The following is a 16,410-nucleotide window of genomic DNA, read 5'->3' as shown; positions in this document are numbered from 1 at the left end:
AGAGGACCGCTACTTGTGTATTTTTCTATACTTATGATATTTAATTTTAGCTAAAAGCTCTGTTTAGTGCACAAAACATTGCTTTTATTGAAGCGACTGTTATGTCATTGTCTGTACCGACACCAAAACATGAAAGTAATTCTCTGCTTTGTATCTCGATATAGGCTACAGCTTTTGCTGTACTTTTGTCACCACATGAGTGCTCAGAATAGGATTTGATAGTAAAATCATTTTTATACTCTTTCATAAGTGCATCTTTACAGGCATCAATGGGACCATTGCCTTCACCTTTAGATACAATTTCTTTATTATTGTAAAGATAGGTTAAAGTACATTTTGACACACCATTGTCAGTACTTAAGGAGACATCCTTAAAAGAGATATGCTCTTTGATATTAAAGTATGTATTTTTAAATACTTCCAATATTTCATCAGCTTCTAGCTCTCTGCCTTTTTGATCACTTAAAGTTTGTACTGCACGACCAATTTCAGGGTGCATACTTTTTGGAAGATGATAACCATAGCTGTGTTCTAAAATATAAGCTACCCCGCCTTTTCCTGATTGTGAATTTATACGAATGATACTCTCATAAGTACGACCAACATCAGCTGGGTCTATTGGCAGGTAAGGTACTTCCCAAAAAGGGTCCTCTTTTGCTTGTTGATATGCAAGACCCTTATTGATAGCATCTTGATGCGAACCGGAAAATGCAGTATAAACAAGCTCCCCTACATAAGGATGTCTAGGATGTGTCGGTAGTTCAGTACATTGCTCAACTACTTGAACCACTTCATTTATGTCTGAAAAGTCAAGCCCCGTATCTATTCCTTGTGAAGTCATATTAAGCGCAAGCGTAATAATGTCAACATTACCTGTTCTCTCACCATTGCTTAAAAGCGTTCCTTCCACTCTATCAGCCCCTGCTAAGAGTGCAAGTTCTGTTGCTGCGATGGAGGTTCCTCTGTCATTATGCGTATGGGTCGAGATGATGACATTTTCACGATTGTCTAAATGTCTACTCATCCACTCTATCTGGTCTGCATAAATATTTGGCGTAGCCATCTCCACAGTTGCAGGTAGGTTAATAATGACTTTTCTATCTTCATTAATGCCCCAACGTGCAGTTACTGCGTTTGAGATGCGCGCTGCAAAGTCTAGCTCAGTTCCGGTGAAACTCTCTGGAGAGTATTCTAAAAATATTTCTCCATTATGATTTGCCTCATATCTCTTCACTAAATCAACACCTTCTAAAGCTAAGTCAATAATCTCATCTTGCGTTTTTGCAAAGACGATTTTTCTTTGTGCAATAGAAGTTGAATTATAAAGATGAACAGTTGCTTTTTTGACACCATCTAGGGCTTCAAAAGTTTTAGCAATAAGATGTTCTCTTGCTTGGACAAGTACCTGGATAGTTACATCATCAGGTATTAAGTTATCCGTAACAAGTTTACGCAAAAAATCAAATTCTATTTTTGAAGCAGAAGGAAAACCAACTTCTATCTCTTTAAAACCAAGTTTGAGTAAGAGTGCAAATAATTCAAGTTTTTTCTTCATATCCATAGGGTTGATAAGTGCCTGATTTCCATCACGTAAATCTACACTACACCATATAGGTGCTTTTGTTATTGTATTGTCCGGCCATTTTCTCTCTGGCAAGTCTATCTTAGGATAAGGCTTGTATTTGCCTTTAGGAATATTTTTCATTGAAAATCCTTTTGTACTTGAATATTACTACACTCTTACATGTATGAAGCGAATTATATCGAAATTGGAGTTTTTTAAAAAGGATTTTGTGGGTTAATGAAGAAAGTTAAAGATAATTTTTATTATTTACTCTCCCAAATAGGGAGAGGTTAAATTAGCATTGATAAGTAGTTTTAAACTCATATGCAGTTGGACGACCCTCATCAGGGATAACATCACGCTCAAATCTATACTCAAGGTATGTTTTGATAAATGTTTCAGAAAATACAGGTTTTAAGAATTCATAATCACCTGCAAGACCTTCTAAGGCTTCACGAAGTGTATGTGGCATTTGTGGAATTCCACGCTCTGCAATTTCAGCTTGAGAAAGTTCAAATAAATCTTCATCAAGTGGACCTACAGGCATTTCATTTTTAGTGATACCATCAAGTCCAGCCATCATCATTGCAGCAAATGCAAGGTAAGGACAAGCTGTGCTGTCTGGGAATCTCATCTCAATACGAGTAGCTTTTTCACCTGCACCATATGGAACACGACAAGCTGCTGAACGGTTTTTAGCAGAGTAAGTAAGAATACTTGGTGCTTCAAAACCTGGAAGTAGACGCTTGTATGAGTTTGTTGTTGGGTTAGTGAATGAAGCAACTGCTGCAGAGTGTTTAAAGATACCACCAGCATAGTTAATTGCTAAATCAGAAAGGTTTCCATATCCACCTTCTTTATAGAAAAGGTTTTTACCATCTTTCCATAATGATTGGTGTACATGCATACCATTTCCATTGTCACCATACAGTGGTTTAGGCATAAATGTAGCAGTTTTTCCATTAAGGTGTGCAATCATTTTTACAACGTATTTATATTTTTGAACATTGTCACCTGCTGTGATGATGTCACCAAATACGATTCCGATTTCACCTTGACCTTGAGCAACTTCATGATGACCAAGAATAACTTCAAGACCAACTTGCTCTAATACTTGCATCATTTCAGCGCGCATATCTACCATAGAATCTGTTGGTGCAACAGGGAAGTAACCACCCTTAGTTCCTGGTCTGTGACCTGTATTGTACATATCGTCATATGAAGTATTTGAATTCCATTCGCCTTCTTCTGTATCTACTTTGAAACCAATTTCGTTGATATTGTCAACAAATTGTACATTGTCAAAAATGAAAAACTCATTTTCAGGTCCAAAATATGCAGCGTCAGCAATTCCATGTTCAGCAGCATATTTTAATGCTTTTTTAGCAATTGAACGTGGACATCTTTCATATAGTTCATTTTTATAAATGTCATACACATCACAAATAAGAATAACAGTAGGATCAGCAGTAAAAGGATCAAGAAATGCTGTTGGTACATCAGCTTTTAAAAGCATATCTGATTCATTAATTGGTTGCCAGTTTTCAACTGAAGAACCATCAAATGGGAAACCATTTTCTAAAATTTCTGCATTAACAGCACTATAACGGTATGTAAGGTGATGCCATGCACCTTTGATATCACTAAATCTTAAATCTACAAATTGAACATCATTTTCATTACAAAATGTAAAGAACTCTTCTATATTATTAACGAATTTTCCCATTAATTTTCTCCTGAATTTTATCTGCACTTAGTATATCTTATTAATCTAAATTTACAACTTTGTAAGTGATTAAAAAATAATCAATTTTCTATATTGTTTCAGATAGTTATAGTAAACAGCTTATAGCTAGATGGTTTTCATCACTTTTTGCAACTTTTTTTTGAGAACTCAATACTTGATTTATATCTTCTTCAGAGTAGCTTTTACAATGTTTGGAAACTATGAGAATAGATGCACTAACAGTTAAGAGAGGATATTTACGAGTTACTCCATATCTGTCTTTTGCAACAATAAAGCCTTTTTCTCTATCCTCTTTGGAATAAAAACCTTTTGCATCTTCTGAAAAGTCATGTAAAACTTTTTTAATTATATTGATATGTACTTCATACTCTTGTGTATTTATATCTTGCAATGAAGCAAAAAAATCATCCCCACCAATGTGTCCAATAAAATCTTTTTTTGGTATTTTTTTTCTGAGTATATTGGCAAAAAGTTGAATAATTCTATCGCCATTTCTAAATCCATACACATCATTGAATGCTTTAAAGTTATCTAAATCAAAGTAGCACAATATATGATTTTTGGATGAGTTAAGAACAGCTGTAATACACTTATCTATCATAGTGTTGCCAGGAAGCTTTGTCAGAGGATTTTGATCTCTTGCTTGTATGATATTTTCTTGATGCATTAAATTTATAATAGCTTTTGCTGATAAAAATCCATAATAGCATGCATCTTTTGTAATGATAATCCCTGTAGACTCAGGATTGTTCGCAAAAAGTTCTATAAGCGTGCTTAGACTACTGTTTACATCAATATGTCCACATTCATTCAAGAGAGTAGGAATGGTTGCATTGTTGTTTTTGTTGAGTAAAAGTGATATGCCAAATGGGGAATAGAGAAAATCTTTGATTTGTGATTCAAGAAGAATACCTTTAGGCTCTTTGTTAGCATTTATGATGGGAACAACAGCAACATCTTTGTGTACCTTAAAGTAATCAATTACTTTTTCCATACTACTATTTATATCAATAGGTACAACTTTATTTACATAATTAAGAAGCAGTGATTTTTCTGTTGTACCTCGTTTGTTTTGTTCAAGGAGATCAACGACGTGAGTATATGTAGGTAAGATTCTACTACTCTCTTGTGTTGGTCTTTGGATGTAGTAGCCTTGTGCAAAGTGACAGCCAATGTCCAAGCAGGTGAGATATTCTTCTTTTGTTTCAATCCCTTCGGCTATTACTTTTATTCCGAGTTGGATAGCTAAGTGTGTGATATTTCTAACCATTAGCTTTTTTTTGAGATTTGTTTGTATCTCTTGGAGAAAAAATCTATCTATTTTAATGATATTTGGTGTCGAATCATAAAAAAGTTTATATCCAGCATAACCGACTCCAAAGTCATCAATAGCAATGAAAAAGTCTTCTGCCTTATAATGTTGTACAACCATTTCTAAATCAAATTCATTGGAAATCTCATGTCTCTCTGAAATTTCAAAGCATATTCTATCTTGCTTGATATTTAAATCTTTAAGAATTTTTTTTGTATTACCAGATGAAAAATCATTCATTGAGAAGAGTCTATTGTCTAGATTGTAAAAGAGTTTTATATTTTCATATTCTGTAATTTCAGTATACTTTATAAATGCTTTTTTTCGAAGAGCAAGATCAAAATTATAGAGCATTTTTTGATTGTAAACTGCATCAAAGAGGCTAAAGATAGAGCGAAAACCAACTTCTTGGAAATTTCTTAGCAGTGCTTCGACTCCATAAATTTTTCCACTGTGTATGTTGATGATAGGTTGAAACGCAAAGTCAAGCACTTCAAGAGTTTTTAAAAGTTGTGGTGTTAGTTTTTCATTTGTCATGATGTGATGTATCTCTTTCTTTGAGATTCTTTTATTTTACTGATGTCTACGATTATAAAGCTGTCGATGCAGTTTGAAAAATCAGGGTCAACATTATAAGCTGAAAATTTTATTCCCCCTTTTTCACAAAGGTCTGCATACTGCTTGTAGAGTGTTGGCACACTAGCTCCAATAGAGTTCAGTGCCTTTTTAAGCGTTTTAAAGTTTTCTTTATACTCGGGTGCATTGAACTCTTCTTTGAGGTTTTTGATTAATGCTTCATCGGATTTAAAATTATATGGGATTTTGGCACTTACAAGGTTTTTATCATCTTGAAAATTTTTATTATAAAAATATAAAAGCATATCTTTTGCGGTTTTGGAATAATTTGCGCTGATAGATACTGGACCATACATATACTTGATTTGGGGATTATTACGTAGATACGCACCTATGCCATACCAAAGATAATCAAGTGCGCGACTTCCCCAGTATTTAGGCTGTACGAAACTTCTACCGAGTTCTATAGAATCATGAAGATAGGGTTTAAAGTTTTCATTGTAGTTAAAGAGTGTCGTCGTATAGAGTGCATCCACACCTTTTGATTGGATGATTTGTTTACACTCAGCAATACGATATGCCCCTACTATTTCTAAATCTTCATCATCCCAAAGGACTATATGTTTGTAATATCTATCGTATTTGTCAATATCTCTTTTTTTGTTGATACCTTCACCCACTTTTCTAAATGAGACTTCTCTCAGACGACCTATCTCATTAATAACTATTGAGTTATTATCCTCAGAAGAGTAAAGATAGATTTTTTTTCCATCTTTTGTTTCTCCTAAAAGTTGGGAATTTTTGAGTTCTTTTTTGATAAGTCTTCTATCTTCAGGATGCGCAATTGCCTTTTGGGTTATAAAGTAACTTTTATTTTTTTTTAGACTATAAAGATGTTTTTTGTACAGCTCAATTATTTTGTTTGTTTTAATTCCTTTTGGAAGAATATTTTCATTAGGAATTATTTCACCCACTTTTAACTCAATACTTTTGTTTTTTTGCTTAAAGAGTTCATGAATCAGTAAAAGTGTTGAGAGTTTTTTGTTGAGAGTTGATACAGAGTAAAATGTTTTAGAGTTTTTTCCACCTATAAATATAGGCAGTATAGGAGCATTACTTCGTTGGGCAAATTTTAAAAATCCTTTATGCCAGACTTTATCTTGTATGCCTTTTGCTCCTGCACGACTTACTTCTCCTGAAGGGAAGATGATGATGGCTTTTTCATCTTCTAAAGCTTGATAAACCTGAGTAATTGCATCTTTTTTTTGTCTGCTTTGAAAGTTGTTTATACTTAACAGTATGGGCTTGAGTGGTGTGAGGACTTCAAGAAAGTCATTGGCAACTACTTTTATATCTTTACGTACAGAACTGACAAGTTTAATTAAAGATATAGCATCAAGACCACCAAGCGGATGGTTTGCAATGATGACAACTCTTCCTGATTCAGGTATGTTTTGTACATCACTATCTGAAGCTGAAAAATTAAAGTTTAGCTTATCAAATATCTCATCTATAAATTCATAACTTCCTAGATGAGCATTTTTTTCTAAAAATTCATTTAACTCTTTTTCATGCACTATTGCATCGGCAAATTTGGAGATTGCCCCTTTGATTATTTTGTTGTTTTTAAGTTTTGGATACTTTTTCGTAATCATTTTTTCAACGTCAATCATTGTTTCTCTTTTTATGTTGGTGTCGAAAAATTATATTACATTCGTGTTACAAGAGGGTTACATTTTTGAGTTGTAAAACACTATCTTGAAAGTAGAACCTTTGTTTCGTTTACTTGTTATAAGAAGTTTGAAATGATGAAGTTTTGTAATATTGTTAACTAAAAAAAGACCAAGACCTAAAGAGTTGTTCCATGTATTTTTATTCGCACGGTAAAACTTTTTCGTGATATTTTCCAAATCTTTAGAACTGATCCCTATTCCTGTATCTATAACCTCAAGAGAATTTTTGTTAATATTTACAACAACTTCATCTTCAGAGTACTTAAATGCATTTTCAATAAGGTTACATACAACAATACTAAAAAGTGCTTCATCAACCTCAATTTTAGATTCTTTATCTCCATAAACTATTAACTCTTTGTAGGGATAGCTGAGCTTGAGGCTTTTATAGCATTCATCAATAAGATCATAAAGTTTTACTGTTTTTGTTTTAATATTTTGGTGTCCACCATCTAGCTTCATAGAGAGTCGTAGGGTATCAATAAGATTGGTTAGTTTGATACCATTTGAATGTATCTTAGTAAGAAATTTTTTACGAATATCAGGGTTGATATCTTCATCATCTAAAAGAGTTTGAGAATAACCATTGACAACAGCTATAGGATTTTTAAACTCATGAGAAATGGCAGAAATTATGTCATCTTTTTGTCTGTTAGCTTCTTCAAGTCGTTTTGTGTATTTTGCTTTTTGTTTCTCTTTTTTGGCAAGAATCTGTGAAACTTTTGTTAATAGTGCTGTTATAAGAGCAAACTCTTTAGAATATCTTGATGTGATATATGTTGGTTTGTCTTTTTTTGTAAGAGCTTTTAGAAAAGCTGCTATTTTATTTGTTTCAGATTGTATTTGTAAATTGATTTTGTAGCTGATTGTTAACAATATAACGAAAAAAAGAAAAAGTATGGCAAATACTTTGATACCTAGGTTGAGTATTTCAGCCTGAATGCCTTTAATAGTATTTGCTAAACGTATATAAATTGTATTTTTGCCTAAGAGTATTTTTTTTGCCACATACTGTAAGTCTTTGTCGAGAGTATGGGAATGACGAACAATATACCCAAATACTTCTTTATCGGATTGAAGAATTTCTTTTCTGTATCTGTGATTTTCCATTTTTGATTTATCTGTGTCAGATTCAGCAATGACTACGCCATTTGCATCTATAACAGTTAAACGCATATGTAAATTATTTTTGATGTTTTTTGCAAGCATATCGAGGTTGCTATCTTCATTTATTATGTTAGATAAAAGCTCAACATTTTGTATAAGTGCTTGTTTTGAAGATTCTAAATAGTATTGGTAAATCCAATAATATACAACACCACCTATAATAATAAAAAGAGAAATAAAAAGAAGAAGAAACTTTCGTAGTATTATTTGATGGAATTTTAACATTTAGTTATGAATTGTTCCACCAATTTTTATATATACTAAGAGGTTAGCTACACTGATGGCACGACCAGCTATCTTTTCACTCTTTCTTAAAGCTTTAAGCATTTTGTGATATTTTTCAAAAGAGTTTGCACTCTCAGCTTGCTCGACAAGTCTACGCTCAATCATCTCATAAAGATCATCCGTTTTATTCTCTTCTATAAGTACTTCTTCATACATCTCTTGGATTTCATCAAGATCATCAGTTTTTATCATTTCTACCGTTGTCTTAATCGCTTTGACCGTTGAAGCTTGCATAGGAAGAGCATACTCGTTTATAGCAGTTACATCTAAGTCTTCACATACATCTGTAAAACCTCTAATGAAGCTTCTTGTGTTGGAACAAGCTCGTGAGAGTTCATTTGTGATTTTGAAATAGGCAACAAGCTGTCTTAAATCTTTTGCTTCAGGAGTATAAAGTGCTAGCACTTTAATAATGCTGTTATCAATTTCATCAGTTTTTGCTGTGATGTTCTTGATACGGTCTCTTGCATCTGCAAATTTATCAAGATCACAATCTTTGAGTGAATCCAAAATAATGGCATTCGCATTTACAAGATTTTCACCTATTTCTGTAATTTTATTTTTAATGTCTTCTAAGTTTGTTTTAAATGTTTGTAACATACTTTCGCTTCCTTTTTTACTTATTTTATCCAAATCTTCCTGTTATATAATCTTCTGTTTGTTTTTCTCTTGGATTTAAAAAGATATTTTCAGTTTTGTCATACTCGACTAAATCACCCAAATACATAAACGCAGTATAGTCGCTAATGCGAGAAGCTTGCTGCATGTTATGAGTAACAATTGCTATGCTGATGTCTTTTTTAAGTTCAACGATAAGCTCTTCAATAGCTCCAGTTGATATGGGGTCAAGCGCTGAGGTTGGCTCATCAAAAAGTAAAACTTCAGGTTTTACAGCAACGGCTCTAGCGATACAAAGACGTTGTTGTTGTCCTCCGGAGAGTCCCATAGCTGAAGCCGTGAGTCTATCACTTACTTCAGGCCATAACGCCGAACCTTTGAGTGCAGCTTCTACTCTGTCAGCGAGTTCGTTTTTGTTTTTTATGCCAGAAATTTTCAGTCCATAAGCAACATTATCAAAGATGCTCATTGGAAAAGGTGTTGGTTTTTGAAAAATCATACCTATTTTTTGACGAAGTTCAATAAACTCATTTTCTTTTTTGATCTCTAAGATATTGCTATACGTACCCGTTTTTTCGTTGAGGAGTTCGATAGCTCCATCGTAAGTATTTCCAGGGTAAAGGTCATGAATACGGTTCATAGAACGAAGAAGAGTTGATTTACCACATCCACTTGGACCAATAAGTGCTGTTATTTTATTTTTTTCTATTGGAAGATTGATACTTTTTAATGATGGGTGATCAACTCCCGGATAAGTAAAAGAGAAATTTTTTATATTCATTACAGGCATATTGCTAGTTCCTTATTTGTGTTTATTTCTAGTGATAAATCGACCAGTGAGGTTGATGATAAGTACCATGACAGTTAAGATAAATGAAGCTGCCCATGCTAAGTCACGGCTAGATTGTTCAGGCTCATTGGCAAGATTATAGATACTTACTGTGAGAGATGGAAAACTTTCTGTCAAATCAAGACTAAAGTAGTTACTTGTCTCAGATGTAAAAAGTAGAGGTGCAGTCTCACCAGCAATTCTAGCAAATGCAAGAAGAATACCTGTCATGATTCCTACTTTTGCAGCTTTAATGACAATGTCTAAAATAACTCGGTATTTTGAAGCACCAAGTGCAATGCCAGCTTCACGTAACTCTTTTGGTACAAGACTAAGCATTGAATCAGTTGTGTTAATGATGATAGGAATCATCATAATGGAGAGTGCAATAATACCGGCAAAACCATTTGCTCCACCATAAGGTGCAACAGCAATAGCATAAACAAAAGCACCGATAACGATCGAAGGTGCCGACATCATAATATCACTCAAGTCACGAATAAGTTCAGGGTATTTTCCTCTGCCATATTCTCGGATATAGATACCAGCAACCATTCCAAGAGGAATTCCTATTGCCCCTGCTAATGATGCGAGAATCAGTTGTCCAACGATAAGGTTTCTCAACCCTCCATCAACTAAGTCATTTAAAAAAAGACTCAAGTGCAAGGAACCAAGCCCTTGAATGAAAAGAGTCAGAAGTATCCAAGCTAAAAAGCCCAAACCTATGAGTGCTGAAAACATAGAAAGAGCTAAAAATAGTTTATTGACAAAAAGCCGCATATTAAACATCATTTTCTCCTAAAAGTGCATTTTTTGGAGTTGTATAAAATTGTTTCATTAGTTTTTAACCTTTTTCAAAAAGTAAAATTTTGCAATTGATATGATGGTAAAACTAAGAACAAACAAAATAAGCCCAAGATAAAAAAGTGCACTCTCTCCAAGTCCACTTGCTTCACCAAAGTTGACTGCCATGGCAACAGGGATGGAAATAGTAGGGTCAGTAATCTTCTCTGGCATTGAATAAACCGCACCGATAAGAAATGCAACAGCCATTGTCTCACCAAGAGCACGGCCAAGAGCTAAAATGATAGAACCGATGATACCGACTTTTGAGTATGGAAAAATGATATCTTTAACTACTTCAAATTTTGTAGCACCAAGTGCATAAGCTGACTCTTTTAAAACATCTGGTGTTGTGTTCATACTATCGCGTGTAATAGCTGCCATAAATGGTAAAATCATAACACCTAAAACAAGACCTGCTGTGAGCAAAGAGACTTGATAGCCTCCAAATGTTTCAGCAATAATAGGGGCAAAATAATAAAGCCCCCACATACCAAAAATAATACTTGGAATAGCGGCTAAAAGTTCAATTGCCATTCCTGTGATGTTGGCAATATTTTTTGGAGCAATCTCAGCTAAAAAGACTGCTATCCCCATGGCGATGGGAAGAGCAAAGATAAGTGCAATGAGTGTAGACAAAAGTGTACCGATAATAGGAACAAGTCCACCATACACTGTTTTTGTAGATGCTCCATCCTCATCATCTTCATCTAGAATCATGTCATCTTCATCTAAAATTTCTTCAGAAGTCACTGTTGGCTGAGTTGTTGCAACTGAGGTATCTACTAAAGAGACTTCTTGATTCCATCGTTCATCAACTAAGAAGTTGAAACCAAATTCAGAAATTGCTGGCTGTGCAGCTAAATACAGTGTAGTAAAAATACCTAATAGCAGTGCTAAAACAAGTGATGCACTAGCAAAAGATATTTTTTGAAAGAGTTTTTCCATTTAAAGCCCTAGTTGAAATATATTGACATTATATAAAAATTTGATTACAAAGAGATTACATGGAGATAAAAAGAAAAGGGAAATCACTTCAAAAAGAAGTGATTATTTGATGCCTTTTTCTGCCCAGTATGCTCTGATTTTATTTGTAAGAGTATCTGGAAGTGGAACAAAACCAAGACTTTTGGCTATATCTTGACCATTTTTATATGACCAGTCAAAAAATGCTGTTACTTTTTTATTCATTTCTGGTTTTTCTGCAGGAACTAAGATGAATGTTGCTGCTACCATAGGGTAAGAGTCTGCACCTGCTGGATCTGCGATAATTGAATAAAAATCTTTTTTAGGATCTAGGTTTGCTTTTGCAGCTGCAGCTTGAAATGCTTTTAGTTCAGGTTTGATGTAGTTTCCATCTTTGTTTTCAACAGTTGCCATGATGATATTGTTGTTTTTTGCATCTGCATAATCGATGTAACCAACAGAAAATGGTGTTTGTTTGATAAGTGCAGCTACACCTGAGTTTGTGTTTCCACCAATGTGCTGTTTACCAGGCCAGTTCAGAGATTTTTTTGCACCATAGGTTTTTCTCCAATCTTTTGATACTTTTGAAAGATAATAAGTATAGTTGAATGTTGTACCACTTCCATCTGCACGATGAACAAATGTTAGTTTTTTATGTGGAAGCACAGTGCCTTTGTTTGCAGCTGCTATAACTTTGTCATCCCAGTATTTTACTTTACCTGAAGAGATAGCAACGATAGCGCTACGGCTAAGTTGTAGGTTTGTTATGCCTGGTACATTGTATCCCATTGTGATTGCACCAACAACACCTGGGAATTGGTAAAGCTTGTGTTTTTTGAGTGTTTTAGGAGAAAGTGGTTTATCTGTTCCTGCAAAGTCAACTTGTCTTGCAACAGCGTCTTTAATACCTTTAGAAGAACCTTTTTTAATGTAGTCTACTTTGATGCCAGTAGCTTTATTGTAAGCTTTTGTCCATTTTTGGTATACACTATAAGGAAAAGAAGCACCACTTCCTTTGATTACGTCATTTGCGCTGAGTCCTGATGCTAGGAGTGTCGCTGCAAGTGTAAGTTTTATTGCTTGAGTCATTTGTTTTACCTTTGTAAAGATTTGATTTGTGAAATTATAGAATAGGATTATTACAAAATGGTTACAAAGTTTTTGTAGTAAAATAAAGCTATATCAAGTAATCATTTTGTAATCATATCCTTATATTGTAACCTTTTCGTAACCTAAGTATTTTATACTTCCTCCAAGAAAAATATTAATGAGGAATTAATCAATGAAAAAAATCGTTTTATCAGCTTTAGCTGCTCTTACATTAGGAACAGTTGCTTCAAACGCAGCTGATGTTAGATTATATCAAGACGTACATGGTCAGGTCTTTACACAAAATGCTGAAGGTCGTGTGGAAATTCCTCTTACAAATATACGTAAAACCAAAAAAAGTATTACAATTGTAGATACAAAATCTCCTGAATTTGTACTTGGAAAGCAAACACATATTAATATGAAATTTGTTGCTGATGATAATCCTGATATGTGGTTAAAAGCAGGTGTAAGAATTCAAGGTACTTTTGAAAATGGACATATAGAAGATTTGGCTACAGGAGATACGCAAAGTTATCATGACGCATATTTGAGACGAGTTCGTTTTGAAGTTGCAGCTGGTTTTAACAAATATGCTTCTTTTACAATGGATGTAAGAAATGATAAGGCTAACTTTCAAGATAAAGGTGAACAATCATTTAATGTTGGTGATGCTTATGTAAAAATCAAAAAACCTTTTGCTACATCTCTAGTAAATTTTAAACTTTACCGTGCAAAGATTGACATCTCTCGTACTGAAACTGTAAAGTCAGCTCGTGTGATTCATTATGACCGTCCGCATGTAGCTGATGAAGCAGCACAGTATATTACACATAACCGCCGTGGTACAAATGCACAAATGTATGGTAACTGGGAGAAGAAAGTTCACTATCAAGTTGCTTTTGGTGATGGGGTATATTCTGGAAAGTTTAAAACTGCTAAAGGAGAAACGTCAACTGGTTTAGATCAAAAGAATTTCTTTTATGGTGGTAAAGTTGTACTTTCTCCATTTGATGGTTGGGAAGAAAAATCAAGAACAGAAACATACTTTGCTCAAGGAAAGCACTTTGAAATTGGTGCTGGGTATTGGAAAAGTTCTGATATTAAATTAGATGAGGGGATTACAGTTGACCATACATTGATTAATCTTGAAATGTCAGCACACTATAAAGGGGCTTTTGTTCAGGCTGAATATTTTGATTTTGATGGGGTAGTGAAAGATTTTACTTCTTTAGAAACAGGCAAATCAAATGGTTGGTACGCAACTAGTGAATATGTTTTTGCAGATTATGGCTTTGTTGCTCCTTTTGTAAGGTATGAGTCTTGGGACAAGTTTAAAGATGCAAATGGATATGATTTAACATCGAAGATGGCAGGTGTAAACTGGTATTTGATGGGGAACTCAATTAAAGCTGGTTTTACTGTACAAGAAGATAAATATGGTTCTAATATAGGTAATGAAAAAGAGCGCAGAATAAAAATCACTTCTCAGTGGTTTTTCTAAACATTTATACGAGTTTATAGTCCTAAAAAGTAAGCATTGTAACCTAATGGTAATCCAATGTTACTTTTGTAATCTTTTCGTAACCTAACTGCTTTATAATTCCGACAACAAAAATATCCACGAGGAATTAATCAATGAAAAAAATCGTTTTATCAGCTTTAGCTGCTCTTACATTAGGTTCAGTTGCTTCAAACGCAGCTGATGTTAAATTATATCAAGATGAAAATGGTCAGGTGTTTACAAAACCTGCTGAAGGTCGTACTTTAATAAAAGACAAAACAGTACCTATGTTTTCAAAAGCTGATAAATTAAAATTTTCTGGTTTAACTTATATTGGGGCTACTGTAAAGGATTTTAGTGACGCACAAGACACAACTGCGCAAGTAGAGATCAGACGTGCTTATTTTCAATTAAAAGCTTATCTTTTAGATGATCCAAAATCTTACTATCGTGTAACATATGATATGTCAAAAGATGTAACTGGAGATGAAAAACTTCGTGCAAAATATGCATACCTTTACTTAAATAATATTCTTCCTTCTACTGGTGTTGAGATTGGTTTGGCTCATCGTCCTTGGCATGATTATGAAGAACATAACGCTTGGTACTTCCGTAATATTTCAAAAATTTTAATTGAAGATAAAGTGAGTGGACCAGATTTATCAAACTCAGCTGACTTTGGTGTAATGTTTAAAACAAGAACAAAATACTTTGATGCAGATTATGGAATCTTTAATGGTGAAGGTTATCACGCATTTCAAGTGGCTCAAAATGGTATGAGTTTTGAGTGGAGAACTACAGCGCACATTTTAGGTGTGAGTGGAAAAGACAAACAAACAAGCAAAACATATTGGGATGCTTCTTTCTTTGGTCAATACAATCAAAAACATAAAGCATTAACATTTCTAAACGCAGCTGGCGATAATATAAACGTTGGAAATGAAGATTTAGTATTTGGTGGATTACACACAGTATATAACCAACCTTCGTTCTTAGTGGCAGCACAATATGTAAAATCTTTAGACACACGTTCAAAATCAATAGATACAGGAAGTGTAGCATCTCCGTCAGTGTCAAATGTTTCAGCACAAGCTGGTTCAGGCTATAGCGCAAATGTTGAATACCGTTTAGGAAATGATAAAGAGTACAGATTGTTAGCTCGTTATGACTCTTGGACAAAAGAGCAGCCCTCAGGTGTAAAAGAAACAGAAGATAAAGGTTACATTATAGGTGCGGCATGGGAACAAAACCGTAATGTAGAATGGGTAGCAAATACAATCATTACAGATAATGAAAAAGGTAGTGCAAAATACTCAAATAATGGAACAGCGTATATGCTTACTGCAGAAGTAAAATTCTAAAAAACAAATTTCAAATTTCATTCTTCTTAGAGATAGAACCATTTTGGTTCTATCTCTTTTATGCCATCATATACCCAACTCCCCTTATCGTTTTTATATACTCTTTGTTATTTGAGGGGTCAATCTTCTCTTTTAATCTTTTTATAGCAACATTGACAGTTTTTTGATGAATATTTTGTGAATTTTTCCATACTTTTTTTAGTAGATATTCTCTGTCGAGTACTCTTCCTCTATTTTGAATGAGGAGTTTGAGCAGTGCTGCTTCAAGTTTTGTAAGACTAACATCTTGATCTTGAATCCTTACCTTTTGTAAATTAAGATCAAGTGCAATATCTTTGTACTCCAAATTTTGAACAACTTCTTTTGTTTGCGAATTTGAACGGCGTAGGACTGCTTTTACGCGAAGTAGTAACTCTTCAACATCAAAAGGTTTTGTCATATAATCATCAGCGCCTTTAAGAAAAGCACTTTTTATCTCCTCTTGGGAATCTTTTCCAGAGAGAAAAATAACAGGAATATTGATGTTTTTACTTCGTAGCATTTCAACATATAAACTCCCCTCAATATCAGGAAGTGATCTATCCATTAAGATAAGATCAATACGCTCTTGGGCTAGCACTTCTCTTACATGTTTTGTGTTGAGAAAGCCCAGAACATCATAGCCAGCTGAACGTAAAGTGTATTCTAAGAGTTCTAAAACATCATTGTCATCATCAACAACTAGTATGTGCTCTTGCATAAAAAATCCTCTTATTTATATGAAATATTATAGGTTAATTGGGTTACAGAAATATTACAATCAGGTGACATAAAATA

Annotated in this window: 13 protein-coding genes; 2 read left to right on the top strand and 11 right to left on the bottom strand. The window is 34.0% G+C overall.

What is annotated here, in order from left to right; genetic code table 11:
• Window positions 1–46 precede the first annotated feature (46 nt).
• The 10 genes from leuA to pstS all read right to left on the bottom strand — a co-directional run bounded on the left by leuA (window position 47) and on the right by pstS (window position 12,729).
• Entirely contained in the window at window positions 47–1,705 is a 1,659-nt protein-coding gene (gene leuA / locus MV052_RS00770; RefSeq protein WP_297440011.1) for a 2-isopropylmalate synthase, read from the bottom strand.
• A 154-nt stretch (window positions 1,706–1,859) separates the two neighbouring features.
• Entirely contained in the window at window positions 1,860–3,290 is a 1,431-nt protein-coding gene (gene glnA, locus MV052_RS00765) for a type I glutamate--ammonia ligase (RefSeq protein WP_297440009.1), read from the bottom strand.
• A gap of 106 nt (window positions 3,291–3,396) precedes the next feature.
• Window positions 3,397–5,160 (bottom strand): GGDEF domain-containing protein, encoded by a 1,764-nt coding sequence (locus tag MV052_RS00760; RefSeq protein ID WP_297440007.1) that lies wholly within the window; start codon window positions 5,158–5,160, stop codon window positions 3,397–3,399.
• A complete protein-coding gene (locus tag MV052_RS00755) occupies window positions 5,157–6,872 on the bottom strand; it encodes a lysophospholipid acyltransferase family protein (protein WP_297440005.1) in 1,716 nt (571 codons plus the stop codon). Before MV052_RS00755 ends, MV052_RS00760 begins: the two co-directional genes overlap by 4 nt.
• 57 nt (window positions 6,873–6,929) lie before the next feature.
• Complete coding sequence (locus MV052_RS00750; RefSeq protein WP_297440003.1) at window positions 6,930–8,324, bottom strand: ATP-binding protein; 1,395 nt, start codon at window positions 8,322–8,324, stop codon at window positions 6,930–6,932.
• On the bottom strand, window positions 8,325–8,984 hold the full coding sequence (locus tag MV052_RS00745; protein WP_297440001.1) for a PhoU domain-containing protein: 660 nt from the start codon (window positions 8,982–8,984) through the stop codon (window positions 8,325–8,327).
• 25 nt (window positions 8,985–9,009) lie between these two features.
• Entirely contained in the window at window positions 9,010–9,792 is a 783-nt protein-coding gene (gene pstB / locus MV052_RS00740; protein WP_297439999.1) for a phosphate ABC transporter ATP-binding protein PstB, read from the bottom strand.
• 12 nt (window positions 9,793–9,804) lie between these two features.
• On the bottom strand, window positions 9,805–10,611 hold the full coding sequence (gene pstA, locus MV052_RS00735; RefSeq protein WP_297440117.1) for a phosphate ABC transporter permease PstA: 807 nt from the start codon (window positions 10,609–10,611) through the stop codon (window positions 9,805–9,807).
• Window positions 10,612–10,668: 57 nt separating this feature from the next.
• Window positions 10,669–11,622 (bottom strand): phosphate ABC transporter permease subunit PstC, encoded by a 954-nt coding sequence (gene pstC / locus MV052_RS00730; protein WP_297439997.1) that lies wholly within the window; start codon window positions 11,620–11,622, stop codon window positions 10,669–10,671.
• Window positions 11,623–11,724: 102 nt separating this feature from the next.
• Window positions 11,725–12,729, bottom strand: a complete 1,005-nt coding sequence (gene pstS / locus MV052_RS00725) for a phosphate ABC transporter substrate-binding protein PstS (RefSeq protein ID WP_297439995.1) — start codon at window positions 12,727–12,729, stop codon at window positions 11,725–11,727.
• Window positions 12,730–12,922: 193 nt separating this feature from the next.
• Between pstS and MV052_RS00720 the strand changes: the two genes are divergently transcribed.
• Both MV052_RS00720 and MV052_RS00715 read left to right on the top strand, forming a co-directional pair.
• Window positions 12,923–14,233, top strand: a complete 1,311-nt coding sequence (locus MV052_RS00720; protein ID WP_297439992.1) for a hypothetical protein — start codon at window positions 12,923–12,925, stop codon at window positions 14,231–14,233.
• Between the two features lie 134 nt (window positions 14,234–14,367).
• Entirely contained in the window at window positions 14,368–15,594 is a 1,227-nt protein-coding gene (locus tag MV052_RS00715; protein WP_297439990.1) for a hypothetical protein, read from the top strand.
• A gap of 58 nt (window positions 15,595–15,652) precedes the next feature.
• On the opposite strand, the gene MV052_RS00710 is transcribed toward MV052_RS00715, so the two are convergent.
• Window positions 15,653–16,333: a response regulator transcription factor gene (locus MV052_RS00710; protein ID WP_297439989.1), complete on the bottom strand. Its 681-nt coding sequence runs from the start codon at window positions 16,331–16,333 to the stop codon at window positions 15,653–15,655.
• Window positions 16,334–16,410 lie beyond the last annotated feature (77 nt).

The organism is Sulfurimonas sp. (assembly GCF_026988655.1).
Classification (GTDB): Bacteria; Campylobacterota; Campylobacteria; order Campylobacterales; family Sulfurimonadaceae; genus Sulfurimonas.
Note: the sequence above shows the minus strand (reverse complement) of the source record. Positions and strands in the feature narration are given on the sequence as shown.